This window comes from Pseudoalteromonas sp. DSM 26666, assembly GCF_900116475.1.
Lineage (GTDB): Bacteria > Pseudomonadota > Gammaproteobacteria > Enterobacterales > Alteromonadaceae > Pseudoalteromonas > Pseudoalteromonas tetraodonis.
In genome coordinates this window covers 77,038-102,643 of the sequence record NZ_FPAR01000002.1, presented here as the reverse complement: position 1 = coordinate 102,643, position 25,606 = coordinate 77,038, and the positions used below count along the sequence as shown (strand labels likewise).

Genomic DNA, 25,606 nt, shown 5'->3' with positions numbered 1-25,606 from the left:
AGCAGTGCAAAATAATTCTACGTTTTCAATAAAAACCATTTTAACGGGTGCCCAAATGCTATTTGTAGCGTTTGGTGCGCTGGTATTAGTACCTATTTTAACCGGCCTCGATCCGAGTGTTGCGTTGTTTACCGCAGGTTTAGGTACTTTGTTGTTTCAATTTGTGACCAAAGGCCAAGTGCCTATCTTTTTAGCCTCGTCATTTGCGTTCATTGCACCTATTATTGCCTCAGTGCAAATGTGGGGCATACCCGCCACTATGGGCGGCTTAATGGCAGCGGGCTTTACTTATATGCTGTTGAGTTTATTGGTGAAGTTTAAAGGCACAAAAACCTTACATAAAATTTTGCCGCCAATTGTGGTCGGCCCAGTCATTATGGTGATAGGCCTAGCACTCGCGCCAGCTGCGGTTAATATGGCCATGGGTAAAAGTGGCGATGGTGGTACACAAATTATTGCCTACGACAGTGCCATTATTATTTCTATGTTCTCATTACTAGTAACTTTAGTGTTTGCTGTGTGGGGCAAAGGGGTATTTAAACTGATCCCAATTTTAGCCGGTGTTGTTGCCGGTTACACGCTATCGTTATTTATGGGTGTAGTACAGTTTGAAACAGTCAGTAATGCACAGTGGTTGGCAGTGCCTAACTTTGTACTGCCAGAGTTTAAATGGCAAGCCATTTTGTTTATGGTGCCGGTGGCAATTGCGCCTGCTATTGAACACATTGGTGACATGATGGCAATTAGCCAAGTTACAAAAAAAGACTATTTGAAAAAGCCAGGGCTACATCGCACTTTATTTGGTGATGGGTTAGCCACGTCTGCTGCGTCATTATTTGGCGGCCCACCTAACACCACTTACTCAGAGGTAACCGGTGCGGTAATGCTAACTAAAAACTTTAACCCTAAAGTGATGATGTGGACTGCCATTATTGCAATTTGTTTAGCGTTTGTAGCTAAAATGGGCGCGGGTTTGCAAACCATTCCGGTGCCTGTGATGGGCGGCATAATGATTTTATTATTTGGCTCTATTGCCGTTATTGGCTTAAATACCTTGGTTAAATCGGGCGATGACTTAAGCGAACCACGCAATTTAAGCATTGTGGCGCTTATTTTAATTTGCGGTATTGGTGGTATGCACATTGGTAGCAGCCAGTTCAGCCTTGAAGGTGTGAGCTTATGCGCTGTTTTAGGCATTGTATTAAATTTAGTATTCCCAAAAGCACAGAGCAACGAGAATTAAATTTGCACTGTGGTTAAAAATATTGCACCAAAAAAGCGCATTTAAAATGCGCTTTTTTTTTAACCTACTAAAAAGTAACAATAAATAATATTGGTCTAGTAACTGCATTTCCTTATTCATACCCTATAGTTGAATCAGGGATTGTTATATTGGAGGCCAATAGTGTGGATATAAATGCTTTTTTAGTAAAACATCAATTGCCGTTGAAATATCAATATATTAGTGAGCAGTATTTTTCTGTGATTGCTCAGGATATTTTAACCAGCAAAAAAAATGCGCCTTTATTTGTTGCCATCAACGGCTGCCAAGGCTCAGGAAAAACCACGCTTGGTGACTATTTAGTGACTTGGTTTGAGCAAAACACCCACCTAAATTGTGTCGCACTCTCTATTGATGACTTTTATTTATCAACCCAAAAACGCCAACACTTAGCACAAGATGTGCATTGTTTATTTGCCACCCGTGGAGTTCCAGGCACACATGATGTTGCCCTTATGGATAAAACCATTAGTCGCTTGTTAAATAAAGAGGTTAATGTACCGCTGCCACGTTTTGACAAACAACAAGATGAACCCGTAGCAAAAAATAAATGGTTAACTAATAGCCAGCCAGTCGATATTGTTATTTTAGAAGGGTGGTGTGTAGCCAGTGAACCACAACAGCCTTTTACCTTAATTGAGCCTATTAATGAGCTAGAAAAATCATACGATCAGCAAGGACTATGGCGCCGCTGTATTAATAGCTGTTTAGCCAATGAGTATAAAACCGTATTTAATAAAATTGACTACACAATTATGCTTAAAGCGCCGAGTTTTGATGATGTATTTGCATGGCGACAAGAGCAAGAGCACAAGCTAATCGCAAAACAAGGCCAAGGCGCAGGTACCATGACCGACGAGCAGCTGCTTTGGTTTATTTCTCACTTTGAGCGTATTACCCGAGAAAATTTAAATACCCTCAGTGCCAAAGCAAATGCGTTAATAGAGCTTGATAGTCACCGTGATGTAGTCGCAATGCAGCTAACTAGCGACAATATTGGTCAGCCCATTATTTTTACCGATTTAGATGGTACGTTATTAAATCATAGAGACTACAGCACCGAAGCGGTCGACGCTTTATTGCAAGAGTTGCAATACAGCGGTGTGCCGGTGGTATTTAACACCAGTAAAACCTTTAGTGAAGTGGTGGCACTGCAACAAGCGCTCAATATTAAACAGCCTTTTATTGTTGAAAATGGCTCGGCTGTCTATATTCCTGAAAATTACTTTACCCTCAGACCCATTGGTTGCAGCGAATACCAAGGCTATTGGTGTTATTCATTTGCGGCACCCATTAGTAATTTATGGGCTGATTTAACACACTTAAAAAAAGACTACAGTGACCAATATAGTTTATTCAGTGAGTTAACGTGTGAGCAGGTAATGCACATCACAGGGTTAAACGAGATACAGGCGGCGCAAGCACAGAATCGTCAATATTCAGATCCGCTCTGCTGGCATGGCGAAGAGCACAAACTCAACGAATTTATAAACGCAATAACAGTGTACGGCTACGACGTTAAAGTAGGCGGGCGCTTTATCCACATTGGTAAAAATACCGATAAAAGCATGGCGCAGCAATGGCTGGTGAAACAGTTTACTGCGCAGTTTACTAAGCCGCTAAGCATTATTGCGCTTGGGGATAGTGATAACGATAAGCAAATGCTCGAAGAGGCAGATATTGCCATTATTATTGCCAATCCAGAGAGTAAAAAGCCGGTTAAATTAACCCATAACAAAGCGCGCTATTCTCAGTTGCCAGCGCCGTTAGGCTGGGTAGAAGAAATCACTGCATTACCTTGTATTAACAGCATTTTACCCAATTTTGAGGAGTATAGTTTACATGGCTGATTTTTATCAAAATGGCATCATTACAACGTTACATAATATTGCCAACAGACCCGTAGACGATTTAGAAAAAGAGTTGCTGAGTTTTAGTAAGCAGCGACCCATGGGGCTTATTTTGCCCTCATTATTTAGTGAGTTAGAAGGCCCCGCGCTACAAAATATTGTTAAAGAGCTGCAAAAAGTACCTTATTTATCACAAATTACCATAGGCTTAGACAGAGCCGACGAAAGCCAATACCGTTATGCACTGAACTTTTTTAAAGCGCTTGATCAAAACCACAAAGTACTTTGGAACGACGGGCCACGCTTACAAGCGCTCGACAAAGAGCTTCAAGCCTTAGGTGTGGCGCCACGCGAGCTCGGTAAAGGGCGTAATGTGTGGTATTGCATGGGGTATAAATTAGCCACCGCTGAGGTTGAATCAATCGCCTTGCATGACTGTGATATTTTAACTTATGATCGAGGCTTATTAGCGCGATTAATATACCCTGTTGCACACCCTCGATTTAACTATGAGTTTTGTAAAGGCTTTTACCCGCGCACCGCCAATGGAAAAATTAATGGCCGTGTCTCTCGGTTATTGGTTACTCCGTTATTGCGCTCGTTTAAAACCATTTTAGGCAGCCGTGATTACCTTGAGTACATGGACTCGTTTCGCTACCCATTAGCCGGTGAATTTTCGTTTAGACGCGATGTATTAAACGATATTCGTATTCCTAGCGACTGGGGATTAGAAATTGGCGTATTAAGTGAAATGTATCGTAATTATTCTCATAATCGATTATGCCAAGTCGATATTGCGGATAACTACGATCATAAACATCAGGCGTTATCGCTCGACGACCAAACCGCTGGCCTTTCTAAAATGTCGATTGATATCACCAAAGCACTATTTAGAAAGTTAGCAACGCAAGGGGTTACCTTTACCAGCGAAACCATTCGCTCATTAAAAGCCACATATTATCGCATTGGCTTAGATTTTATTGAAACCTATCATAATGATGCACTAATGAACGGTTTAACCCTTGATATTCACCAAGAAGAAAAAGCCGTTGAAATGTTTGCGCAAAATATCATGAATGCCGGTCAGCACTTTTTAGAAAACCCAATGGAAGCACCCTTTGTGCCGAGTTGGAATCGTGTGGCCTCGGCAATGCCAGACGTACTTGAGCGTTTAAAAGAAGCCGTTGAGCTAGATAACGAGCAATACAGTTAACATCATTAAACGAGGCGCCTGTGAATATAGTTAAAGAACAGTTTTTTCAACGAGTTGAACAACATTTACATGCTATTTATCAAGATGTTGAATTACCGATAGCAATAAGCGAATTGACTGAAGAATTGATCACCTTAATTTTAGGTGATAACCCACTTCGCGATCCCACGCCACACACTAACCGCTGGGATGAGCAAGATGTTGTGCTAATTGCCTATGGCGATTCGATAATAAACCATGAAGACAGTGATTTAGCCGTAGGCACCCCTTTAGAGGCGCCTTTAAAAACCTTGCATCGCTTTATAAAAGAGCAGTGCGATCATCAGCTTAATGCACTGCACATTTTACCCTTTTATCCGTATAGCTCAGATGAAGGATTTGCGGTAATGAACTATGCACACGTTAATGAAGCGCTGGGGGACTGGCAAGACATTAACGCGATTGCAAAAGATGTAAAACTGATGGCGGATTTAGTCATTAATCATTGCTCTAGTCGAAGTATTTGGTTTGAAAACTTTTTAACCGACACACACCCCGGAAAAGATTACTTTAAAACAGCCAGTTTAACTGACGATTTAAGCCAAGTTGTTCGTCCTCGTACGTCGCCACTATTAAATACGGTAACAACAACCAGTGGTGAAAAACATGTATGGTGCACATTTAGTCATGATCAAGTGGATTTTGATTTTGAAAACCCCGAGGTGTTAAAAGAGTTTGTCGGCATTATTCGTCATTATCTAGACAACGGTATTCGCTTATTTCGCCTTGATGCTGTGGCCTTTTTATGGAAACAACTCAATACCAGTTGTATAAACTTACCACAAACCCACGAAGTAGTGCGTTTATTACGAACGCTGATTGAGCATGCCGAGCCAAGCGTGGTGATCATTACCGAGACTAATATTCCCAATCAGGAAAATTTGTCTTACTTTGGTAATGCCAACGAAGCCCATGCAATTTACAACTTTGCCTTGCCGCCGCTGTTATTGCATACCTTACTCAGTGGCGATAGTACGGCGCTTAAGCATTGGATGATGAGTATGCCGCCAGCACAAAACGGCACTGCGTATTTTAACTTTATTGCTTCACACGATGGCATTGGTTTAAGGCCAATTGAAGGCTTGCTGCAACCCTGTGAGGTTGCTTCATTAGTCAGTACCACCATGCAGTTTGGTGGGCGTGTTTCAATGCGTACTAGTCACGATGGCACACATACCCCGTATGAGCTAAATATTGCATTATTTGATGCCTTACAAGGGACGCATAATGGCGCGGATAAATTTGGCCTTGAGCGCTTTTTATGTGCTCACGCCATTATGTTTGCAATGGAAGGGATCCCAGGGCTGTATATACATAGTTTACTTGGCACCACTAATGACTATGAACGCTTTGATAATTCGCAGCACAATCGCGCCATTAACCGTCATCGCTGGCAAGAATCTAAATTATTAGCGGCAATTGCAGAAAAATATAGTCATCATCATCAAGTATTCAACGGAGTAAAACAGTTATTAGCAGTGCGTAAAAGGCAAGCGGCATTTCATCCTAATGCAACACAGTTCACTTTGCATTTAGGAGAGGGGTTATTTGGTTTTTGGCGACAAAGCATTGACCGCCAGCAAAGTATTTTTTGTATTTATAATATCAGCAGTCAGCCACAAAGCTTAACCTTGGCCGATTTGAACTTAATAAATACACAGCAATGGTATGAGCTGCTCTCTAAAACAGTGCTGGATGAAGAGCTTAAAATTATGCAATTAGCACCGTATCAAACACTCTGGTTATCTAATAGGGCATAAATAACGACGTTTAAAGTAATCAATGTAACTGTAAAGGGGCTTTACAGTTACATTATTCAAGTGCGAGTAGTAAGTTCTCTATAGTAAATTCAACTTTGTCAGGGCGTGTTTTACTAAACTGCGAAAAGTCTATTTCGGCTAAGTTATTTGCATTAATTGTATTATATAAAGGCTTATTTGTATTGTTGAGTGGCTGAAAAATATCATCAGTGCTGTGAAAAAGTGGCCAACGCTTTAAATCAGTATGGTTATCAAATAAGTTTATAATTGCATGAGCCCCTAATAAAACATGACCCCCTATCGATATATCAAGCGCGTATGCGTTATTAGGCGCAGAATCCCAGTTAATCCCTCCCACAATAACCTGCGATTGTTTGTTTAGTTGCGTTAATGCTCTTTTAGCACCAAACGCAATGGCATCATTAGCGCACCAAATAATGTTAATTTCAGGCGCAAGTTGCATATAGGCCATGGTTTTTATATAGCCTTCTTGTTCAGACCAATTCGCAACCTCTTTAGCGGTTAAGGTTACTTTGGATGTTTGCACTAAAAAATCCATTAACCCTTGGGTACGTAAAGTGGAAGCAGGGGTTGTGTAGTCCCCTAGTAAAGCTAATGTATGAGCTGGCGTTTTTGTTTTATTGGTAAACTTTTTATAAAGCTGCTGCATCAATGATTTACCTGCAACACGATTATTTGGGGTAATACTGCCGACCACATTGACGCCATTTTTTTGCAATTGCTCGAGAGACGCAGGGGAAGGACGATTTAATAAAAAATAAATGGGAACCTTGTTACTGTCTATTTTAGATAGGTATTGGCTGGTGACATTTTTTTCGTTTACCAATAACAGGTAATCAGGTTTATCGTTAATGGCCTGCTGGATCAGCTCTTTCATTAAAATATGATTTCGATTGGCGTATTTTATAGTTAATGTCACATCTAAATCTGTGGCAGCATTTTGCATAATTTTAGAAACATGAAACCAAAAATCACCGGTTTTATTGCTATTAGCTTCAGTTGAATTTGAAAAGCCAGGATTGATGAATATGATCTCTAAGGCATTAATACTGTAACTACTGAATAGCAGGCAGGAAAAAGTTATCAGGCGGTGTAATTTAAACAAAGGCATATGTTTCTCTATATATTTTATAAAGCTCGATTTTTACCTTGCTAACTAGCTCCGTGGTGACATCTAAGCGTTATGCTATATAATACCCCAGTAAGTTTAGCATGTATGCAGCAATTAATTTTTTTAGGATTTATGAATGAAAGCAGTTTTATTGTTAATAGTATTACTCTTTAGTCAAACAGTTGCCGCTAATGACGTAAGTGATTTAGAAAAGACCATGAAAAATATTGGGCTGGCTTATAAACAAAGTGTTGAAGCAACCCAACTTGAAGAATTTAATGGTGCTATCGATCAATTTATTGGATTGATAGAGCAAGGTAAGAAAGCCAAATTTTATAAAGAAGCTGAGAAGTCGGTGCAAGGGCTCGATAAAGTACTGGTTCAAGCCCAGTTGGCAAAAAAAGTAGCGAATGAGCAGGGACTCGAAGCTGCAAAAAAACCACTTAAAGCTATCGATAATTTACGCAAAAAATATCATAAATTACATGAGCCTCCAGGCTTTTTTGAATTACTGTTTGGAAAATAAGGATTAGCAATGGAAATTTCAGTTTCAATGTTAGACGGTCAAAAGTTGAGTGCTAAGTTTGGTGAGCATGAAGTAATAAGCGATCAAAGCATCAATGCCGGTGGTGGGGCAGAGCACCCAGAACCGTTTGACTATTTTTTAGTAAGCATGGTTTTGTGCGCTGGTTTTTATGCGCGTAAATTTTGTCAGCAAAGAGAGATCTCAACCGACGGCATGACGCTGACACAAAATAACGAGAATGTAGATGAAAACGGTAAAAAACGTTTTTCTATTGAAATTGGGTTGCCTGAAGGTTTCCCCGATAAATATAAAAAAGCACTTATTGCTGCTGTAAATACATGTACCGTGAAAAAGGTTATTCAGGCAGTGCCTGAGTTTTCTGTTGAAGTAAAGTAAATACCCTTTAACAATAATGCCGAGTAATAAACTCGGCATTATTATTTTATCCCACTATTTTTTCTTCATACCCTGTACGGCCTTAAATCTTGGGTTATCTTTACATATCACGAACACGCGCCCTTTACGCTTTACAATTTGACAACCAGGTCGTTGCTTTGCGCTTTTTAATGAACTTAATACTTTCATTTGCTTTCCTTTTTAGCCGAAGATAAGTTTTTAAAACGACGATTAAATTGCGCAACGCGACCATCGGATGCGAGCGTTTTTTGTTTGCCTGTATAAAATGGGTGTGAGTCAGATGAAACATCAATAGGCACATAGGGATATGTATTACCGTCTATTTCGATAGTGCGGTCGGTTTTGATGGTTGAACCTATAATGAAATATGAATCGGCTGCAGTATCATGAAAAGCAACCACATGGTAATCAGGGTGAATATTTGGTTTCATTAAACGCCTTTAATGTTATGTGATAGTATATCATTTAATTTAGCGCATTTAATTTCTCTTTGCAAATCATTTTAAATAGTTTGAACTTTGGTTAAATAGTCTTTAATGCACCGTAATTGCTGCGTATTTGCACAATCTAGTCAAAAAATAAGCACTTAGATCAAAAGTACTGGCTATTAGTATTTAGGCTGCTATAACTAGTTTCAGCAAAAAAAATAATAAAAATTTAAACACGTAGAATAGAGGTAGTTTATGAGTGACGCTCAAACAAAACAGGACCAAATCGACCAAGGAGTTATGGACACTCTAAGGGAGCGCGATCATAGTGTATTGGCAAAACAAGTTGACTCACTCGCATGTTCTCATAACGATATCATTGAATTGCTTGCTCATTATTTAGCATTAAGCGAACAAGAAGATGATGAGTTATTTGATGACTGGTTTGACTCTCTTTCAAAAGAACAACACACCGTGCTAAAAGTATTTGAAGTATATCGCGGACAGTATGAGCACCAAAACTAACTGTTTGTATTAGGCATATTAATTAGTCATTATGCTAACACTGGCTATACGATTGTAATTTAATGTTAAAAAGGCATTGTTTTTATAGATAAGCGAAATAATTAATTACACTTATTCAATAAAATAGTATGTACTTTGCCCCTTGATTATTTTTCAACTAACTAATTGATGTTTAAAGCTTTATAATAAGTTAAACTACATTTAGTGTTAAAATAGTAGTTTCGGCTCGTAGTTGAACTACCATTAATAAGTTGAAATAAGAAAGGGATAATTCAGCATGCAACATTTAAATGAAATACTCAGCAGAAACAACGTCAAAATAATTGGCAAGGGTGATAAAACCTTGGTGTTGGCTCACGGATTTGGTTGCGACCAAAACATGTGGCGATTTATTATTCCTGCCCTTGAACAACATTTTACTTTAGTGCTGTTTGATTATGTAGGCTCAGGTAACTCTGATGTGTCTAAATATAATAAACAGCGCTACTCAACCCTTGATGGGTATGCCAAAGACGTACTAGAAATATGTGCCGCACTTGAACTTACCGATATTACATTTATAGGCCACTCGGTTAGTGGCACCATTGGCGCACTTGCTGCCATTGAGCAACCAGAGCTATTTTCTAAGCTGGTTATGGTGTGCCCCTCACCGTGCTTTTTAAATTTACCCCCTGATTATTTTGGTGGATTTGAAAAACAAGACCTTCACGAATTACTAAACCTAATGGATAAAAATTACATTGGTTGGGCAAATTATTTAGCGCCTCTAGTAATGGGCAACTCTCATCCAGATGAATTTATAGCGGAACTATCGGGAAGTTTTTGCTCAACCGATCCCCTTATTGCAAAAACCTTTGCAGAAGCCACGTTTTTATCCGACTACCGTTTTATACTTGAACATATAAAACAGCCTACTTTAATTTTACAAAGTGAAAATGATGCTTTAGCCGCGCCTTCTGTTGGGGAGTTTGTAGCGAATGAAATTTCAAATGCAACACTTAAGGTTATTAGTGCGCATGGCCACTGTATTCATATGACGCACCCAGAAACAGTCAGCCGTTTAATTTTTGATTTTGTGAGTTAGCCACATGTCACTTGATAAAGTAGATGAAAAGCTTGCTGATTATTCCGCAGATCACTTTTTAAATGGTGCATTAGTGACAAATGCAGATAACATTATTGTTTATGCAAATACTTATTTTCAAAAGGAATTACAGTGGAATTGTAATGAGCTTATTGGCAAGTCGGTTGATAAAATTATAACTAAATCATCAAAAATATTTTTACAAAGTTATGTGCTTCCTACCTTACTGCATGAAAAAGCGTGTCAAGAAATGCAGTTAATTATGCTCAGCGCCCAAGGCGAGCGTATGGCCGTTACCGTTAATGCTCAGCTTGATGAAAAGGGCTATATATACTGGAGCTTTTTTAACGCGACTCAGCGAGATAAGCTTTACGACGAGCTGATTAAAACACGGGAAAAGTTAGAAGCGCAAACTGAACGCTTACAATCTTTAGCGTCTACCGATGAGTTAACCAATTTATTAAATAGAAGAGAGATGAATTGCCGCAGCGTGCTGTTACTCGAACAGGCTATGCGATCAAAGCAGTCGGTTGCATTATTAATTATCGATATTGATAATTTTAAAGTCGTTAATGATACCTTTGGGCATTTAGAAGGGGATCGAGTTTTAAAAGAGTTGGGGCAACGTCTTAAACATTTTGGTCGACAAACCGACCTTATTTCTCGTTACGGCGGTGAAGAGTTTTTAATTATGGTGCCAGATACAAATAAAGCAGATACTTTGTCATTTTGCCAAAGGCTGCATTTATTAATTGCTGAAATTAAAGTAGGTAATCGCCCAGTAACCGCCAGTATTGGGGCAAGTTTGAGTACTGCGAAAACGACGTTTACTGATTTATTTGCCCAAGCCGATAATGCGGTATATGAAGCCAAAGAGCGCGGAAAAAACAGAACCCAATTATACGATAACCCCTAACTAAATAGAGGTAAACTCAACAAGGTATTGAGTTGAGTTTACTCAAAAGATGGCAGTTATAGTTGGTATTATTGCTCTACACAATTATTTTTTGCTAATGGCGATGCCAATAAGCTATCGGGGTGCCAAATTCTATCCCATATTTTAGGTAGGTTGTTTAAGTTGGGTCTTTGACTTATTTTTTCAAAATTACCGACACTGATTGCTGAGCCATCTTTCTGACCGACAACAAAATTAAACACATAAGCACACTCCATGCCCATGCGTAAATCAGAGAGAATAACTTTGTCTTGCTGCTCGCGAACGGAATAAAACCCTTTTGTAAACCACTGCAAGCGTTTAACACCCCATTCATTTTTAATCTCGTTTAGTAAAGAAGGGGTTGTTTGGTATGCATTTAAGGTAACCTCGTTGGGTGTATCAAACACCGATGCATAGCCTTCATAATATTTCCCATCCGACATCACAACCACCCGCCAAAGTAAAGTAGTAAACGGTGCTGGAGTGCTAATGTATTCATTGACTGTGATGTCTCTGTTTTGCAGCGCAGTGTTGACTTTATCGTCAATAACAACTTTAAGAATAAGCGAACAACATAAATAGAGAGTACTTACTGTGAGCGTAATTGCGTTAATTTTGTAGGCGGTTGGGGCGGTTATTTTTGGTATTAAAGTGCCTATAACCCCTACTAATAGCGGTAACGTGTAGAGGGGATCAATAATAAACATATTTGAAATTGCAAACGGATGCTCTGTAAGTGGCCACATTAATTGCGTACCGTACACAGTAAGTGCATCCAATAGTGCATGGGTTGATAAACACAAAAACACTAACCAAAACCAACGTGTTTTATACGCTTGCATGCCAGTGTGTATTTTTAAAATTAGCCAAACAATCAAAGGGCTAATTAACAAGTGCACAAAAAATGAATGGCTAAAGCCACGGTGATAAGTAAATGCTTCAACACTGCCGCCATAGGGTAAAAACACATCTAAATCGGGTAAAGTGCCCAAAATAGCGCCCCATAACACCGCTTTGCGGCCCACTTTGTTACCTAATACTGCGTACCCTACAGCGCTACCTAACGCAACTTGTGTTAAAGAATCCATACTACCTCATCTAAATAATGCAACTTCAATGTATATACTGATACTGATCTTAAAACCGTCATTATTATATTTTATTTCATTAAGTGGCTTTAAACTGATTTAAAAAGCGATTTATAAACTCAATCGCGGTTGTATAAAATCTAAAAAAGCAACAATACGTGAAGAAACCGCCCCATTTTTATAATAAACGCCATAAATAGACTCTCGGTTATTAGGGGTTTTTATACTCTTGGGTAACACCTCTACTAATCGTTTAGAAGCCAAATCTTCGGCAATCATAAATTGTGAGAGTAGTGCTATACCTTGATCAGCAATACATAAATGCCTAATGGTTTCGCCGCTGCTAGCTCTTAAATCAAAGTGCAGTGATAACTCATGTTTTAAAGGCCATTGATTGAGTTTGTTGGGCTCACTGAAGCCAATTAGATTATGGTTTTTAAGATCTGAAACCTGCTGTAACGGTGGCGCATTATTTAAATAACCTGCGCTTGCGACCAATTTCAATTTACTTTGGCCTAATTTACGCGCATGAAGGTTTGAATCTTTTAAGTCACCAATGCGGATAGCTAAATCTGTTTTGCGCTCAAGTAAATCAATAATATTGTCATGTGAGGTAATATCGAGGGTGATTTGTGGGTACTGCTTTTTAAACTCATTAACTAGAGGTGCTAGTTGATGTAAAACAAATGGGCTTGCTGCATCTATACGCAAATGCCCTTTTGGAGCTTGCTTAAGTAGGTTAATTGTTTCTTCGGCGCAAAGCAGCGTGTTTAAAGCCTTTCGCGCATATTCTATGTATATATGCCCTTCCTCGGTAAGTTCTAAGCGGCGTGTTGTTCTATTTAGTAATGTGCAGTTTAGCCTGCTTTCAAGACGAGATAGTGCTCTTGAAACCTTAGCTACATTTAAATCAAGTAAACTAGCCGCACCGGAAAAACTGCCACAATCAACAATGGTAATAAACATTTCTAGATCTTCAGTTTTAGCTTGAACAGGCATAAATTCACTCATTTATATTTGCAAAATAAACAAAAGTATTTTGCCATTTATGCCATTTATTGCAAAGGCATTTTTACTCACACTGTACATCTATTTTAAAAATGAGGATGTAACTATGCCATTGGCTTTATGGGCGCTTACCTTAAGCGCATTTGCAATTGGAACAACAGAGTTTGTTATAGTGGGTTTAGTGCCAACTATTGCAAACGATTTAGGTGTGAGCTTACCATCAGCAGGCTTACTAGTGAGCTTATATGCGGTTGGTGTAGCTATTGGCGCACCGGTTCTCACTGCATTAACGGGTCGCTGGAACCGAAAAGTGGTACTTATAAGTCTTATGGGCTTATTTGTTATAGGTAACTTATTAGCTTGGCAAGCCCCTAGCTACGAAACGTTAATAATAGCACGCATTTTAACTGGACTTGCTCACGGTGTATTTTTCTCTATTGGCTCAATGATAGCGACAAGCTTAGTAAGTAAAGATAAAGAGGCTAGCGCCATTGCAATTATGTTTACCGGCCTTACGGTAGCGCTAGTAACGGGTGTGCCATTAGGTACTTGGATAGGGCAGCACTTTGGTTGGCGCGCTACATTTTTAGTGGTGTCATCACTTGGTATTATCGCTTTAATTGGAAGTGCTGTATTAGTACCTAAAAATTTAAAGCAATCAGTACCGGCAACCTTTAAAGAGCAACTTCAAGTTGTTACTAAACCTAGATTACTGCTTGTGTATTTAATGACAATTTTAGGCTATGGCGGCACGTTTACTGCGTTTACTTACTTGGCCCCCATTTTAGAGCAGCAGACTGGATTTGCATCTTCAACAATTGGCATAATTATGCTGGTATATGGTGTCTCAGTGGCTGTTGGTAATATATGGGGTGGAAAATTAGCTGACAAGCGAGGCCCGATCAGTGCGCTGAGCATTATTTTTAGTGCACTTACTGTAATTCTACTGATATTTACTTTTACCATGGAGTCAAAGGTTGCTGCCGTATTAACCATATTAGTTTGGGGGGCATTTGCATTTGGTAATGTACCTGGTTTGCAGCTTTATGTTGTTAAGCAAGCTCAGCAACATACTCCTAACGCAGTCGATGTTGCATCTGGATTAAATATAGCAGCATTTAATATTGGCATAGCATTGGGTTCTATTACGGGGGGCCTTGTAGTAGAGCACATGGAACTAAAAGATACCGCATGGATTGGCGCCGTTGTTTCATTGCTGGCTTTAATAGTCACCCGGTACAGTGGCAGGCTAGATAAACAAAATGTTCAGGCTAAATAAAGCGAAACTTATGTAGGTTAGTCTTGAAATAAAAATGAATGACCTCAGTATTTTCATGAGGTCAAAATTTTAAATCAAAAAGTAATCGGTGTATTTAGTAAACGCGACGTTTGAATTTTAAACCAATTATTTAATAAGGATAAAGCTATGACACAACGTGTAATTGAAATGCCAGACTTAGGTATGGGTACTTTTCGTTTAGAAGGTAAAACTGCTTATGAATCTGTAAAAATGGCGTTAGAAGTAGGATTTCGTCATATTGATACCGCGCAAATTTATGGTAACGAAGAGCAAGTTGGCCAAGCCATTAAAGACAGTAATATTCCCAGAGATGAGTTATTTATTACTACCAAAGTATGGAACAATAAACTCAATAAAAACGACTTTATCGCAAGTGTAGAAAAATCATTAGAAAAGTTACAAGTTGACTCGGTTGATTTATTGCTAGTTCACTGGCCTGCACCATCAAACAATGAGCCTATGAGCGAATACCTGACTGAGCTACTAAAAGCTAAAAAGTTAGGGTTAACCAAACATATAGGTGTATCAAACTTCACTATTGCGAACTTAAAAGAAGCGATGCAAACGTTAGACTCGCGTGAAATATTTACTAACCAAGTAGAAGTGCATCCCTATTTAACCAATACCAAACTGCGCGCCTTTTGTGCTCAACATGACATACATGTAACAGCCTATATGCCGTTTGTGGTTGGTAAAGTGTTAAACGATCAAACCATTTTAGATATTGCTAATAAACACGATGCAACGCCAGCGCAAGTGGTTATTGCATGGGAAAATGCGAACGGCATGACCACAATTCCATCATCGACCAAGCGTAAAAACTTAGAAGATAACTTTAACGACAAGGTAAAACTTGATGATGAAGATATAGCGCGAATTGATGGCCTTGATTGCAACGACCGCCAAGCAACGCCTGACTTTGCACCACAGTGGGATCAATAACCAATAAGCCAGAACTAAAACAGGTGCAGTTGAGCTGCACCTTTATTTTTGAAACAAGGAACACCCATGTTAACGGTAATTGCTACACTATCGAGTGAAAATAGCGATGCAGAGCGTCTATTGACCGAGCTCGAAAACTTACAACAGTCCTCGCGCCAAGAAGTAGGCTGCCTGCGTTACGAACTATCAGTTAAAAACGATGCTGAGCAAACTAGCTATTTAGTGAGTGAGCAATGGGCGTCTAATGAGCATTTTGAAGCCCATAAAAACGCACCACACTTTAAATCGTTTGGTGATGCAGTAGGTGAACTTATTACCTCTACCAATATTGATGTATATAAAACCATTGGTTAACTGTCACTAGGCTAATAGCAAAACAGGAGCTGTAACTTACAGCTCTTTTTTTGAAATATCATCTCCAAATACCCCCTTCAAATATCACCCTTTTCAGCTGCTCTCTTAAACTCAAAGCCGTTTATAAAGGCGATTTCATAATAGCCATCTTTAATAAGAAATACTGTTTGCATTGGTAGCAGTGGTTTGTCTGATATTACTGAACACACCCTTTTTAGTGTAATTTTGCATAGTCATAAACAGGTTAGGAGATAACTAGTTGTTTACAAATATTTTTTGATGGTTAATATAAATACAAAAGGAATGTATGGACATTTGACGGTTTATAAAACGACAATTTAGCTAGATTAGATTGTTGAGTTTTTTGACTCTATTGTAATCAACTAAAAGGAATTAAAAATGGCAAGTTCACTCTATGATAAATACGACCATCTTACTGATGATGAGAAGTCTTATATCAAAACACATCCTCATCATGTAACTGCGATTATGAAGTCCCGTGATATAGCGTACTCATAGACTACTAAGCGTTTTGGGCATAATGGACGAAATGATAAAAGTGATGCCTTTAGGCATTGCTTTTGGTCAGCGACTCTATCACGAGATATCGGTTATAAGAATGCTTTAGAATTCACTAATGCTCATGAAAGTAGCCCTTTAAATATAGCTGAAGAGAAGACTATGGATCTTCATAATAATAGTGTCGGTCTGAGGATTGGTATTTCAAACTCAGATAATACTAAATTATCCAAAATGTGTAATGATGCGTTGAACGCTGGAAAATTAAAAGTGATTAAAAAATGAAATACATCTTAATAGCTTTTTCTTTGGTTCTCTTTGCATGCTCTGAACCAACAAAGGATTCCAGTTTAATTGAAATATCATTCAATCAGGCTATGTGGCAAAATAACATATCGAATCGAAGGGCAATGTTAAACGACTTTTTAGCTAAATATGATGTACAAAAGCAAAATCGTTCTAGTATTAAAAAGCTCCTAGGTGAGCCAGATGGCTATTACTTATATGACGAGTTTCCCGCATATAGGCTTAAAGAAAAAGGAGATTGCGTTGTTGCTTTTCCAATTGATAGAAAAACTGGAAAAGTAAAAAGAGCTCTGATTGAGCCAGAAAATTGCCTAATACAAGGTAATTAGCCAAGCACTTAAACATTAAAGGTATAATTGGCTCGAGATCTGTTAGTTTAGGCTGACTTTATTTTGCGCTTAACTCAGCGTTAGGCGTTTAGTCGAAATATTTACTTTTGGAGAGAATATTGAGTAACGAATGGGATGAGTATGCTGAAAACTGGGATGTAGATCCTAGTGTTGAACAGTATGCAAAAAATGCATTTTCAGAGCTCTTAGATAGCATTAATATTAATGGTCTAACCGTTCTAGATTTTGGCTGTGGTACAGGCGCCTTGACTCAGCTAATGAGTCCATCGGTTGAAAGTATCGTAGCGATAGATCCATCTTCTGAAATGATAAAGCTATTGGATAAAAAGGCACTAAATAATGTAACGTCTATTTGTGATTACCTATCTAGTGAATTGGTTAAAAACTCTCCTGAGCTAGAAAATAAATTTGATCTAATAGTCGCATCGTCTGTTTGCGGTTTTCTGCCTGATTATGAAATGACATTAAGTTTATTAAAATCTTTATTAAAAAAAGACGGTCTGTTTGTTCAATGGGATTGGCTTTCTGAGGATGATTCATCGGGTATGGGGTTGTCAGAGAAAAGAGTTAAACAAGCATTTGCGGCAAGTGGCTTTGTAAGCATTAAAGTGAATAGTCCTTTTATAATGAATAGTTCAAAAGGAAATATGCCTGTTTTAATGGCTATTGGTAAAAATGATTAATAAGGCAATAAGCTCAAACAAAGACGGATTAATTGATGTCGCTTTATTCAATATTTGAGCGCTATTAGCCTAGTAAAAAATGATAATTATCTCGAGATTTCTAAATAAGACTGAAAAAGTAGAGTATTACTTTGCAATCATGCCAGACGATATGGAGCGTCCATTTATTTTTGGAGCTCAAAGTGCTGATCCTAAGCTGCCTTCAATTGCTCAGTGGGGGGCATCTTCAAGATTTGGACTTGATAGTCTTGATACCATTGAAGGAAAGTTATGGAAAGATTGGCGTTTTTCTTTAGAAATGCTTGGTGCCTCATGGGTAATACCAATTATTGAAGAGTCAGTAATAAAAGATGATGTATCTCATGCGGTTAATGAAATCATATCTAAATCGTAAATCTGCAATTAACAAGGCGTAGTTGTCGGACTGTTTGTCTCGTTGCACTAAAAATAAGCCGCAAAGCACAGTGTTGGCATTGTTTAATAAAACCAACAATCCATACATAGCTAAACTCCTCAGCCAAACACGACCCTTTACTTAATCGATAAGTCGTATTTTAAAATAAGGGCATCAATATAGCGGCTACGTAATGTGAGTTGCTTTTCGTGATCGGCGCCATGGCTAAGGGCTTTATTTAGAAGCTTCATAGCAGGGTGAATGCGGATGCGTTCATCCTTATCTAAACTGGCTTTGCTGCGCAGTTCGGTTATATCGTCTACTAATAATCTGCCAATATCCACAGCCACAATTTCATCGATTAAGCCATTTTGGGTGAGCACGCCATATTTGCTGCATAAAAATTGTTGCCATACTTGCTGTAAATGTTCTTCTATTTCACAGCCAAACAATTCTTCGTTAAATATAAAGCCTTGCTGTGCAAGCTTTGCCAAACATTGGGTATAGTGCTGAGCAAACAAATTAAACGCCTGGTTAGATGATTCAATTTTTTGCTTAACTAATCCTTGCCCCCAATTTACACAACCTAGGGGATAATAATCGTCGTATTCTTCACATTCATACAACCCTGAATAAGAGCTGCAGCTCATCTGATTTTTAATGCAATAACTGGGTTTAGGGAAAATGCTCTGTGCTTGCCAATTATCAAGAGTTTCAGTGTCTATGTTGAGTGCTTGGCATAACTCATCAGTGTGATAAAAGTGAGTGCTTAAATAGTCAGATAAACGCATAGTGGCTCGCTTAATAGTAAAAAACAAAATACTGTTTATTTATACAGTCATATATTTTGTATCATCAAACTCAATAACACAAGCCATTTTATAATTAAATACTGGCTATCACTGCAAATAGCGCGGTAAATATGGTACAAATAGGGCAAGTATTAATAACAATGATTTTTTTATGCGCACCCTAGAACAAATTAAACAAGCAAGCCTTATTACTGCAATTAAAACACCTTACTTAACCAATGGTGAAATCGATCTTGCAAAGTATGATGAACTCGTTGAAATACAAATTGCAGCGGGTGTTGACGGTATTGTCGTTGGTGGCACCACCGGTGAAGGCCAGTTAATGAACTGGGAAGAGCACTTAATGCTAATTGCGCACAGTGCTAATAAATTTGGTGATAAATTACTTATTGTAGGTAACACCGGTAGTAATAATACGCGCGAAGCAATTAAAGCAACAAAATATGGTTTTGCAAGCGGCATGCATGCCTCATTGCAAATTAACCCTTACTACGGGCGCACATCAATTGCCGGTGTTAAAGAGCACTTTAAACGTGTGCTTGATATTGGTCCGGCGTTTATTTACAACGTAGCAGGGCGCACAGGGCAAGACCTCACCCCAGATATTATTGAACCACTGGCACAGCATGAGCATTTTATTGGTGTTAAAGAATGTGGTGGCAATAAGCGAATAGCGCACTATGAACAACAAGGTATTGCGTGTTGGTCTGGTAATGATGACGAAGCACACGATGCACGCCATACTCATAAAGCACATGGCGTTATTTCAGTTACGTCTAACCTGATCCCGGGTTTGTTCCGTCAATTAATGGATAGCAAAAATGATGCGCTTAATAATTCATTACAACCATTAATGAACTGGCTGTTTTGCGAGCCAAACCCAATTGCCATTAACACCGCGATGATGATGACAGGTGCGGTTAACCCAGTGTTTAGAATGCCTTATGTGCCGCTTAGCGATGAGCAACAGCAACAAGGTGAAACCCTAATTAATCAGCTTAATGAGCAAGATTTTGTCGGTAGTCGAGCGCAGTGTGTGGATATTAGTAAGGTTTTGATTTTATCTTAAACTGTTGGACTATTTATTAAATACTAAATTTTCAAAGCAGCCTACTGTAAACACAGAGGCTGCTTTTTATATTATTGCCAATAGTAGTTGAGTTTAAGCTGCCACATAGCTGAATTAGCGCGAGTGACCGCTAATCTAATATCAATATCTTGGCTTATAGGCACTACCAGTTCTAGTTTGATTTGCGCAGGGTTTTTGGCATTTAAGAATGACTTTTCGTAAGATGCTTTAAGTTTAATACTTGAGTCAGTACCAGTAATAATCCCCACTTCTACCGACGAATCATAAAAGTGGCTGTTTTTAGCTAAATCACCTAAATAACCATTAATTAAGCTATAGGCTAAGGTGTTGTTGCTAAATTGCCAAGCTTGTCCGGCTCCCCCCATAACAAAGCTACGTTTACAGGTTCTGCACAGTGCTGGTTGTCTGTCGAATCCAACATTAATTTTCCACGACCACTTAGATTCATTAGCCCAAGATAATTGGTTTGGATTGAATGACTCTAAATCTAATAAATGAACTTTGTTTATGTAAGTTTCGCCATTTGTAAACATCAGCTCGGTATCTAACATTTCTAAATTAGAAAAAGGAATGCGGGCAATATCAGAGGCAAGGGTATCAAAATAACTCAACCTAAAACCCAAAGTGTACTGTGTTTGCTCAGCCGTGTGCACCGCAGAAATTGAGCTGTTAGAGGGCTTTTGGCCTTTATGTGGTGGCTGCTGGGTAAATTGAAATTTAACTTTGTTTTCGCCCATTGGTAGCTTTAAGCGCTTTGATTAGCGCATTTTTTAACTCACTTATTTTTACTGGGGTTTGCTTTTGAATTTGTTTTACTTGTACGAGTTCAAATAAAGCCCCAATAATGGCTTTTTGAGACTGTACTGGCAAAGCTAAAAAAGATTTGCTTTTAAGTACTGCTGATTCAGCAAAGATTTGTTTAGCAAAGCTGAGCTCTTTTTCACTTAAAGTTTGAACGTGCTTGGCAAATACAGTGTCGCGCGAGGGGGTAAATGTGATATTTTTAACCGCCGATTGGCCTTGGTAAGTGGCCGTGTTTAATCTTGAAAAAATAGTGGCTGGTATTACCCAAGGAGCGCCTTCGCTGGTTAGTTGATCGCCAATAACAAGTTCAATAATTTGCGCAAGATGAAATGCACACTTTTCATCGGCAAAGTAATAATCAAATTCAGTGCCTAAAATTTCCCATAAGTGATTAGCAATAAAAACCACATCGCGCTCGTTTAGATTGAGGGTATATTCCCATAAATCTCTTAATTCTATTTCACCATAGTTGTGCTGGTGGCGATAAAACAATTGATCTTAAAAACCGGCTTTATAACCACCAAACAAGCCCTTGAGAATATACACCAAGCCGTTTTCATTATCTGGAACGTGTGCGCCATAGTTAATACTGTAATCTAATAATTTGTTTTTTGATTCGGTCGAGCGATTAAGTTTAAGTAATAAATGACCATATAACGATGCGGGGTTACTCATATAACCAGAAGCAAATACTAAACTAACAGAGTGAATTGCTTGTTGCTCTCGCCATTGCTGTAATTTTGGGCACTTTGCAGCTGGCATTGAAAAGGTTAAACCTTGCTCTTTGAGCCATTGGTAACGAGCAGGGTAGCGACATGGCATTGAGGGCTGGTTATTAAAAGCGTGAATTGTTGCTTTTAATTCGGCAACTGGATCAGCAGGTCCGTTATCTGCAATAAAAAATGATGCGTTAGTAATATAACTGATAGTGGCCGGTTGGTTTTTGTAATGCCCTAATTTCAACCATATTGGGTGTTTGGCTAAAACAGAGATAGATTGCGTGGCAGAGCTTGAGAAAGAGATGAATAAAAAAGCACTAATTAAATAAAATAGAGGTTTCATTGTTTAACCAAAAAAAGGGCTGTTAAGCCCTTTAATTATTAGATTGCAGCGCATTGAGATGAAAAGTTAGCTGTGATCTTTCCTTCAACTAATTCATAAAATGCTTGTGCATTGTCTATTGGCGCGTTTGCGTAATCGTTACGTACCGAAGTGATAATTTGTTGATGTGCAGTTACATCACAACCACGTACGTTAAGCATTGCAGCGATGTATTCGCCTTCACCCTGTGCTATTTCTTGTTCTAATACAGGAAAAGTTTGTTGAATAAACTGCGCTGTTTTTACGTTAGCGCCTTCACAACTTTCTACTGAAGAGATGTTAGAAGACACTGCGGTTGTGCCTAAATCCCAAATAATATTAGAAATTGCTGCAGCAACGCCATTATCTGGGAAAACCATCGCGCCAATACCACATTGTTGCCATGGGTTGATGCCACTTTTTGCTTGTGACGGCATTGAAACAAACGCGCTTACTAATACCGCAGCAGTTAAACATCTTTTTATCATTATTAATTTCCTTTAATTTATATTCACCCCACAAAATGGGCGGGGAAGTGTACCTGCCTTTTTTTATTTAAATGCAAATGGTTATGTAACACAATGTAAAACAACGGTGTAAATTTATAAAATCGCAATAAAGAAGTGAATGAGCGAGGATTAATATTGCGAGTTAAAATCATTTAGCTAACTCAAACAGTAGCTAATAATAGCTAATTACCCTGCATTTTATAAATTAGTGGTTTCTGGTGTTTAAAACTAACTGTTTAAGCGATTTTACTGTATAATTTGCGACCCTTGATAATGTGGCCGCAGGTTATACAGCAATGAATTTTAAATCTTTTAGTTTTGCCCCTGAACTTATTCAGGCGTTAGACGAACTTAATTACCACACCCTTACGCCCATTCAGCGCGCAGCTATTCCGGCTGTTCGTAAAGGTAAAGACGTTTTAGCGAGTGCTCAAACCGGCACAGGTAAAACCGCTGCCTTTGCACTCCCTATTATCCAAAAGTTATTTGAGTCAGATAGCAGTACTACGAATGCGCCAAGCGCCTTAGTCCTTGCACCTACGCGTGAGCTTGCAGAGCAAATAGCGAATAACTTTAAAGACTTTGCTAAGTACACTTCGCTAAAAGTAGTGAGTTTATTTGGTGGTGTTAATACCGTAGGACAAGAAATTGCACTCAAAGAAGGTGTGGATATTGTAGTAGCAACACCAGGGCGTTTACTTGATCATATTCGTTTAGGTAACTTAAGCCTTGCCCAAGTAAAACACTTAGTACTTGATGAAGCTGACCGTATGCTCGATATGGGCTTTATTAATGACATGCAAAGCGTGATAAAAAGCTGTGCTGATGAGCGTCAAATCTTATTGTTTTCAGCAACTTTCCCAGCAGCAATTAAACAATTTGCCTCTAAAGTGCTAAAGCAACCTGAAATTGTGCGTGTTGATCAAACTAACAGCACCGCAAGCACAGTACAACACGTGGTTTACCCGGTAGAAGAGCGCCGTAAGCAAGAGTTACTTTCTGAGCTAATTGGTAAGAAAAACTGGCAGCAAGTGCTGGTGTTTGTAAACATGAAAGAAACCGCAGATGAGCTAGTCACTGAGCTTAACCTAGACGGTATCCCAGCGGCAGTGTGTCATGGTGATAAATCGCAGGGTAACCGTCGTCGTGCGTTACGTGAATTCAAAGAAGGCAAAGTACGCGTTCTAGTTGCAACAGAAGTTGCAGCACGTGGTATTGATATTGACGGTTTACCACGCGTTATTAATATTGATTTACCTTGGCTTGCTGAAGATTACGTACACCGCATTGGCCGTACAGGCCGTGCTGGTAACCAAGGACAAGCAATTTCGTTTGTTAGCCGCGAAGAAGAAAACATGTTGTTTGAAATTGAAACCTTAATTGGTCAAAAAATTAGACGTGTTTACTTAGAAGGTTACGAAGTAAGTAATCGTGAAGTACTGATTGATAAAATTGGTAAAAAGCCAGCGCATTTACGCCGCACCCGTGCTAATAAGCCATCAGGCCAAGCTACCGGTGAAGCGAGAGCGAAGAACCGTTCGCGTATTTCTAATGTACGTAAAAGCTTAAAAGGCGAAAAGCTATCACTTAAAAAGTAAGATAGCTAAGCCATTAAAAAAACCTGAGTTTACTCAGGTTTTTTTATGCCTAATACATTATCGATAATAGCAGCGTATGCATAAGCAGCCGCTTCAGCATTTTGATTTGCAATAACCGACAACCCAACCGGTAAGTGGCTTACTTTACCTACTGGCAAAGTGATATGGGTTGTTCCTGCAATAGCAGGCAATGAACTACTACTGCCTTTAAAGTTATCACCGTTAATTAAATCGGTTTTCCACGCGGGCGAAACGGTGGGGGCAATTACAATATCGAGCTGATTATTGCGGTATAAATTGCTAATAGCGCGGTTTGCTAGTGCGCGATAACGCGCCTTGGTTTTTTGATATTGTTGTTTTTTACTCAAATCAACCGCGTTGGCTTGTTGTAAAATATCTTGCTCAAAGTAGGGCATTTCCTGCTGTTTATTTGCGCTATTAAATGCGATTAAATCGTCTAAGCTTTTTACCGTTACTTGCGTTGGTGTTTGGCTTAAATAATGATTAATTTCGGCTTTAAAGTCGTAAAGCAAGATGGCGTATTCATCAACGTAAAGTGTGCTTAAATCATCTTTTACTTCAACATTGACAACGGTATGACCTGCGTCTTTTAATGCTTGTAGCTGTTTAGCGTAAAGTTTTTGTGTTTCCACAGTAAACTTACTGGCAGGTAAAGCGCCTATTCTCAGTGACGGCTTAGGCGCTATACTATCAAGCTTTCTATTTACGTTGAGTGTTGATACATCATTAGGGTCTTCCCCTTGAATGACGGACAATACTGCGAGTGCATCTATTAAAGAATGTGCCATGGGGCCTACCGAATCTTGGCTACTAGAAAGTGGCACCACGCCTGCGCGTGAAACTTGTCCCATACTGGGTTTTATGGCGTACACCCCATTAACAGATGCAGGGCAGGTAATTGAGCCGTCTGTTTCAGTGCCCAGCGCAATAGGTGCAAAATTTAAAGCAACCGCGACAGCAGAGCCCGAGCTTGAACCACACGGATTACGCGTTACATCATGGGCGTTATGGGTTTGTCCGCCAATGGCACTCCAGCCAGATGACGAATACGATGAGCGAAAATTAGCCCATTCACTTAAGTTCGCTTTGCCTAAAATAATCGCCCCTGCTTGGCGTAATTGTTTAACCACAAAGGCATTGTTATTAGTAACGTTATTTTTAAGTGCTAATGAGCCCGCTGTAGTGGGTAATGTACCTGTTGTTTCAATGTTATCTTTTAGTAATACCGCAATACCATGTAAAGGGCCTGCCCATTTTCCGGCTTTAAACAGTGCATCGAGTTGTTTGGCTTGTTCAATTGCAGTGGGCTCAATACTAATTACCGCATTATATTTAGGATTGAGCGCGTTTATTCTGTCGATATAAGTGCGGGTAAGCTGTTCAGCCGTGGTGGCGTTATTTTTATAGGCGCTGTGAATGTCACTAATGGTTTTAAGCTCTGTATTGTTAGCCGCTGCGTGTAAGTTAGTTATTGTACAAACACATAATGTTAAAAGTAGCCGTTTTATACTCATTGTTATTATCTATTTTATGAAAACACAGGTTATTTTTAGCA

Annotated in this window: 26 protein-coding genes and 1 pseudogene; 17 read left to right on the top strand and 10 right to left on the bottom strand. The window is 39.0% G+C overall.

Annotation, left to right across the window (positions count from 1 at the left end; translation table 11 throughout):
* The first annotated feature begins 4 nt into the window (after positions 1-4).
* The 4 genes from BM380_RS04440 (at position 5) to BM380_RS04425 (ending at position 6,144) form a co-directional block, all read left to right on the top strand.
* Positions 5-1,243 (top strand): uracil-xanthine permease family protein, encoded by a 1,239-nt coding sequence (locus BM380_RS04440; protein WP_028834749.1) that lies wholly within the window; start codon positions 5-7, stop codon positions 1,241-1,243.
* Between the two features lie 146 nt (positions 1,244-1,389).
* A complete protein-coding gene (locus tag BM380_RS04435; protein ID WP_175527450.1) occupies positions 1,390-3,132 on the top strand; it encodes an HAD-IIB family hydrolase in 1,743 nt (580 codons plus the stop codon).
* On the top strand, positions 3,125-4,345 hold the full coding sequence (locus tag BM380_RS04430; RefSeq protein WP_028834751.1) for a glycosyltransferase family protein: 1,221 nt from the start codon (positions 3,125-3,127) through the stop codon (positions 4,343-4,345). The genes BM380_RS04435 and BM380_RS04430 overlap by 8 nt, the downstream gene beginning before the upstream one ends.
* Positions 4,346-4,365: 20 nt before the next feature.
* Positions 4,366-6,144, top strand: coding sequence for a sugar phosphorylase (locus BM380_RS04425; protein ID WP_090493164.1), 1,779 nt, complete (start codon positions 4,366-4,368; stop codon positions 6,142-6,144).
* A gap of 52 nt (positions 6,145-6,196) precedes the next feature.
* On the opposite strand, the gene BM380_RS04420 is transcribed toward BM380_RS04425, so the two are convergent.
* Positions 6,197-7,276, bottom strand: a complete 1,080-nt coding sequence (locus BM380_RS04420; protein WP_090493161.1) for an ABC transporter substrate-binding protein — start codon at positions 7,274-7,276, stop codon at positions 6,197-6,199.
* 136 nt (positions 7,277-7,412) lie between these two features.
* On the opposite strand from BM380_RS04420, the gene BM380_RS04415 reads away from it, so the two are divergent.
* Together BM380_RS04415 and BM380_RS04410 are read left to right on the top strand one after the other, a co-directional pair.
* Positions 7,413-7,802 carry a cytochrome b562 gene (locus BM380_RS04415; protein WP_090493159.1) on the top strand — a complete coding sequence of 130 codons (390 nt, stop codon included), beginning with the start codon at positions 7,413-7,415 and terminating at the stop codon, positions 7,800-7,802.
* Between the two features lie 9 nt (positions 7,803-7,811).
* Positions 7,812-8,198, top strand: a complete 387-nt coding sequence (locus BM380_RS04410; RefSeq protein ID WP_016899710.1) for an OsmC family protein — start codon at positions 7,812-7,814, stop codon at positions 8,196-8,198.
* 54 nt (positions 8,199-8,252) lie between these two features.
* Here BM380_RS04410 and ykgO read toward each other — a convergent pair whose 3' ends face one another.
* Positions 8,253-8,387 (bottom strand): type B 50S ribosomal protein L36, encoded by a 135-nt coding sequence (ykgO, locus tag BM380_RS04405; RefSeq protein ID WP_004586489.1) that lies wholly within the window; start codon positions 8,385-8,387, stop codon positions 8,253-8,255.
* Complete coding sequence (locus tag BM380_RS04400; protein WP_013463205.1) at positions 8,384-8,650, bottom strand: type B 50S ribosomal protein L31; 267 nt, start codon at positions 8,648-8,650, stop codon at positions 8,384-8,386. Before BM380_RS04400 ends, ykgO begins: the two co-directional genes overlap by 4 nt.
* A 252-nt stretch (positions 8,651-8,902) precedes the next feature.
* Here BM380_RS04400 and BM380_RS04395 point away from each other — a divergent pair, with 252 nt between their 5' ends.
* The 3 genes from BM380_RS04395 (at position 8,903) to BM380_RS04385 (ending at position 11,172) form a co-directional block, all read left to right on the top strand.
* A complete protein-coding gene (locus tag BM380_RS04395; protein ID WP_013463206.1) occupies positions 8,903-9,172 on the top strand; it encodes a hypothetical protein in 270 nt (89 codons plus the stop codon).
* 277 nt (positions 9,173-9,449) lie between these two features.
* Positions 9,450-10,256, top strand: a complete 807-nt coding sequence (locus BM380_RS04390; protein WP_013463207.1) for an alpha/beta fold hydrolase — start codon at positions 9,450-9,452, stop codon at positions 10,254-10,256.
* Between the two features lie 4 nt (positions 10,257-10,260).
* Complete coding sequence (locus tag BM380_RS04385) at positions 10,261-11,172, top strand: sensor domain-containing diguanylate cyclase (RefSeq protein ID WP_013463208.1); 912 nt, start codon at positions 10,261-10,263, stop codon at positions 11,170-11,172.
* Between the two features lie 68 nt (positions 11,173-11,240).
* Here BM380_RS04385 and BM380_RS04380 read toward each other — a convergent pair whose 3' ends face one another.
* Together BM380_RS04380 and BM380_RS04375 are read right to left on the bottom strand one after the other, a co-directional pair.
* A complete protein-coding gene (locus tag BM380_RS04380; RefSeq protein ID WP_090493157.1) occupies positions 11,241-12,281 on the bottom strand; it encodes a metal-dependent hydrolase in 1,041 nt (346 codons plus the stop codon).
* Positions 12,282-12,392: 111 nt separating this feature from the next.
* Positions 12,393-13,280: a LysR family transcriptional regulator gene (locus tag BM380_RS04375; protein ID WP_175527449.1), complete on the bottom strand. Its 888-nt coding sequence runs from the start codon at positions 13,278-13,280 to the stop codon at positions 12,393-12,395.
* Between the two features lie 115 nt (positions 13,281-13,395).
* Here BM380_RS04375 and BM380_RS04370 point away from each other — a divergent pair, with 115 nt between their 5' ends.
* From BM380_RS04370 to BM380_RS04340, 6 genes are all read left to right on the top strand, one after another.
* Entirely contained in the window at positions 13,396-14,568 is a 1,173-nt protein-coding gene (locus BM380_RS04370; RefSeq protein WP_175527446.1) for an MFS transporter, read from the top strand.
* Between the two features lie 147 nt (positions 14,569-14,715).
* Positions 14,716-15,531, top strand: coding sequence for a 2,5-didehydrogluconate reductase DkgB (dkgB, locus tag BM380_RS04365; RefSeq protein ID WP_090493149.1), 816 nt, complete (start codon positions 14,716-14,718; stop codon positions 15,529-15,531).
* Between the two features lie 66 nt (positions 15,532-15,597).
* Positions 15,598-15,885 carry a putative quinol monooxygenase gene (locus BM380_RS04360; protein WP_090493147.1) on the top strand — a complete coding sequence of 96 codons (288 nt, stop codon included), beginning with the start codon at positions 15,598-15,600 and terminating at the stop codon, positions 15,883-15,885.
* A gap of 800 nt (positions 15,886-16,685) precedes the next feature.
* Positions 16,686-17,039, top strand: a complete 354-nt coding sequence (locus BM380_RS04350; protein WP_090493145.1) for a hypothetical protein — start codon at positions 16,686-16,688, stop codon at positions 17,037-17,039.
* A 119-nt stretch (positions 17,040-17,158) separates the two neighbouring features.
* A complete protein-coding gene (locus BM380_RS04345) occupies positions 17,159-17,743 on the top strand; it encodes a class I SAM-dependent DNA methyltransferase (RefSeq protein ID WP_090493142.1) in 585 nt (194 codons plus the stop codon).
* A gap of 79 nt (positions 17,744-17,822) precedes the next feature.
* Positions 17,823-18,137, top strand: coding sequence for a hypothetical protein (locus BM380_RS04340; protein WP_254772051.1), 315 nt, complete (start codon positions 17,823-17,825; stop codon positions 18,135-18,137).
* Between the two features lie 137 nt (positions 18,138-18,274).
* On the opposite strand, the gene BM380_RS04335 is transcribed toward BM380_RS04340, so the two are convergent.
* Positions 18,275-18,928: a DUF6058 family natural product biosynthesis protein gene (locus tag BM380_RS04335; protein WP_090493141.1), complete on the bottom strand. Its 654-nt coding sequence runs from the start codon at positions 18,926-18,928 to the stop codon at positions 18,275-18,277.
* 172 nt (positions 18,929-19,100) lie between these two features.
* Here BM380_RS04335 and dapA point away from each other — a divergent pair, with 172 nt between their 5' ends.
* On the top strand, positions 19,101-20,018 hold the full coding sequence (dapA, locus tag BM380_RS04330) for a 4-hydroxy-tetrahydrodipicolinate synthase (protein WP_090493139.1): 918 nt from the start codon (positions 19,101-19,103) through the stop codon (positions 20,016-20,018).
* A 71-nt stretch (positions 20,019-20,089) separates the two neighbouring features.
* Here dapA and BM380_RS18395 read toward each other — a convergent pair whose 3' ends face one another.
* The 3 genes and pseudogenes from BM380_RS18395 to BM380_RS04320 form a co-directional block, all read right to left on the bottom strand.
* Positions 20,090-20,776, bottom strand: a complete 687-nt coding sequence (locus tag BM380_RS18395) for a DUF7840 domain-containing protein (protein WP_254772050.1) — start codon at positions 20,774-20,776, stop codon at positions 20,090-20,092.
* Positions 20,757-21,665, bottom strand: a pseudogene (locus BM380_RS18390) (DUF4105 domain-containing protein). Before BM380_RS18390 ends, BM380_RS18395 begins: the two are co-directional and overlap by 20 nt.
* Before the next feature lie 278 nt (positions 21,666-21,943).
* Positions 21,944-22,411 (bottom strand): DUF3015 family protein, encoded by a 468-nt coding sequence (locus tag BM380_RS04320; protein ID WP_090493137.1) that lies wholly within the window; start codon positions 22,409-22,411, stop codon positions 21,944-21,946.
* Positions 22,412-22,728: 317 nt separating this feature from the next.
* On the opposite strand from BM380_RS04320, the gene BM380_RS04315 reads away from it, so the two are divergent.
* Positions 22,729-24,030 (top strand): DEAD/DEAH box helicase, encoded by a 1,302-nt coding sequence (locus BM380_RS04315; RefSeq protein WP_090493573.1) that lies wholly within the window; start codon positions 22,729-22,731, stop codon positions 24,028-24,030.
* 29 nt (positions 24,031-24,059) lie between these two features.
* On the opposite strand, the gene BM380_RS04310 is transcribed toward BM380_RS04315, so the two are convergent.
* The gene (locus BM380_RS04310; protein WP_090493135.1) at positions 24,060-25,565 is read right to left on the bottom strand and encodes an amidase family protein; all 1,506 of its coding nucleotides are present in this window, start codon (positions 25,563-25,565) and stop codon (positions 24,060-24,062) included.
* Positions 25,566-25,606 lie beyond the last annotated feature (41 nt).

What these genes read in the sequence shown, in the direction of transcription:
- BM380_RS04430 (WP_028834751.1), top strand. Translation starts at nt 3,125, where the DNA reads ATGGCTGATTTTTATCAAAATGGCATCATTACAACGTTACATAATATT.
- BM380_RS04420 (WP_090493161.1), bottom strand. Translation starts at nt 7,276, where the DNA reads ATGCCTTTGTTTAAATTACACCGCCTGATAACTTTTTCCTGCCTGCTA.
- BM380_RS04415 (WP_090493159.1), top strand. Translation starts at nt 7,413, where the DNA reads ATGAAAGCAGTTTTATTGTTAATAGTATTACTCTTTAGTCAAACAGTT.
- BM380_RS04410 (WP_016899710.1), top strand. Translation starts at nt 7,812, where the DNA reads ATGGAAATTTCAGTTTCAATGTTAGACGGTCAAAAGTTGAGTGCTAAG.
- ykgO (WP_004586489.1), bottom strand. Translation starts at nt 8,387, where the DNA reads ATGAAAGTATTAAGTTCATTAAAAAGCGCAAAGCAACGACCTGGTTGT.
- BM380_RS04400 (WP_013463205.1), bottom strand. Translation starts at nt 8,650, where the DNA reads ATGAAACCAAATATTCACCCTGATTACCATGTGGTTGCTTTTCATGAT.
- BM380_RS04395 (WP_013463206.1), top strand. Translation starts at nt 8,903, where the DNA reads ATGAGTGACGCTCAAACAAAACAGGACCAAATCGACCAAGGAGTTATG.
- BM380_RS04390 (WP_013463207.1), top strand. Translation starts at nt 9,450, where the DNA reads ATGCAACATTTAAATGAAATACTCAGCAGAAACAACGTCAAAATAATT.
- BM380_RS04385 (WP_013463208.1), top strand. Translation starts at nt 10,261, where the DNA reads ATGTCACTTGATAAAGTAGATGAAAAGCTTGCTGATTATTCCGCAGAT.
- BM380_RS04380 (WP_090493157.1), bottom strand. Translation starts at nt 12,281, where the DNA reads ATGGATTCTTTAACACAAGTTGCGTTAGGTAGCGCTGTAGGGTACGCA.
- BM380_RS04375 (WP_175527449.1), bottom strand. Translation starts at nt 13,280, where the DNA reads ATGCCTGTTCAAGCTAAAACTGAAGATCTAGAAATGTTTATTACCATT.
- BM380_RS04370 (WP_175527446.1), top strand. Translation starts at nt 13,396, where the DNA reads ATGCCATTGGCTTTATGGGCGCTTACCTTAAGCGCATTTGCAATTGGA.
- dkgB (WP_090493149.1), top strand. Translation starts at nt 14,716, where the DNA reads ATGACACAACGTGTAATTGAAATGCCAGACTTAGGTATGGGTACTTTT.
- BM380_RS04360 (WP_090493147.1), top strand. Translation starts at nt 15,598, where the DNA reads ATGTTAACGGTAATTGCTACACTATCGAGTGAAAATAGCGATGCAGAG.
- BM380_RS04350 (WP_090493145.1), top strand. Translation starts at nt 16,686, where the DNA reads ATGAAATACATCTTAATAGCTTTTTCTTTGGTTCTCTTTGCATGCTCT.
- BM380_RS04340 (WP_254772051.1), top strand. Translation starts at nt 17,823, where the DNA reads ATGATAATTATCTCGAGATTTCTAAATAAGACTGAAAAAGTAGAGTAT.
- BM380_RS04335 (WP_090493141.1), bottom strand. Translation starts at nt 18,928, where the DNA reads ATGCGTTTATCTGACTATTTAAGCACTCACTTTTATCACACTGATGAG.
- dapA (WP_090493139.1), top strand. Translation starts at nt 19,101, where the DNA reads ATGCGCACCCTAGAACAAATTAAACAAGCAAGCCTTATTACTGCAATT.
- BM380_RS18395 (WP_254772050.1), bottom strand. Translation starts at nt 20,776, where the DNA reads ATGGGCGAAAACAAAGTTAAATTTCAATTTACCCAGCAGCCACCACAT.
- BM380_RS04320 (WP_090493137.1), bottom strand. Translation starts at nt 22,411, where the DNA reads ATGATAAAAAGATGTTTAACTGCTGCGGTATTAGTAAGCGCGTTTGTT.
- BM380_RS04315 (WP_090493573.1), top strand. Translation starts at nt 22,729, where the DNA reads ATGAATTTTAAATCTTTTAGTTTTGCCCCTGAACTTATTCAGGCGTTA.
- BM380_RS04310 (WP_090493135.1), bottom strand. Translation starts at nt 25,565, where the DNA reads ATGAGTATAAAACGGCTACTTTTAACATTATGTGTTTGTACAATAACT.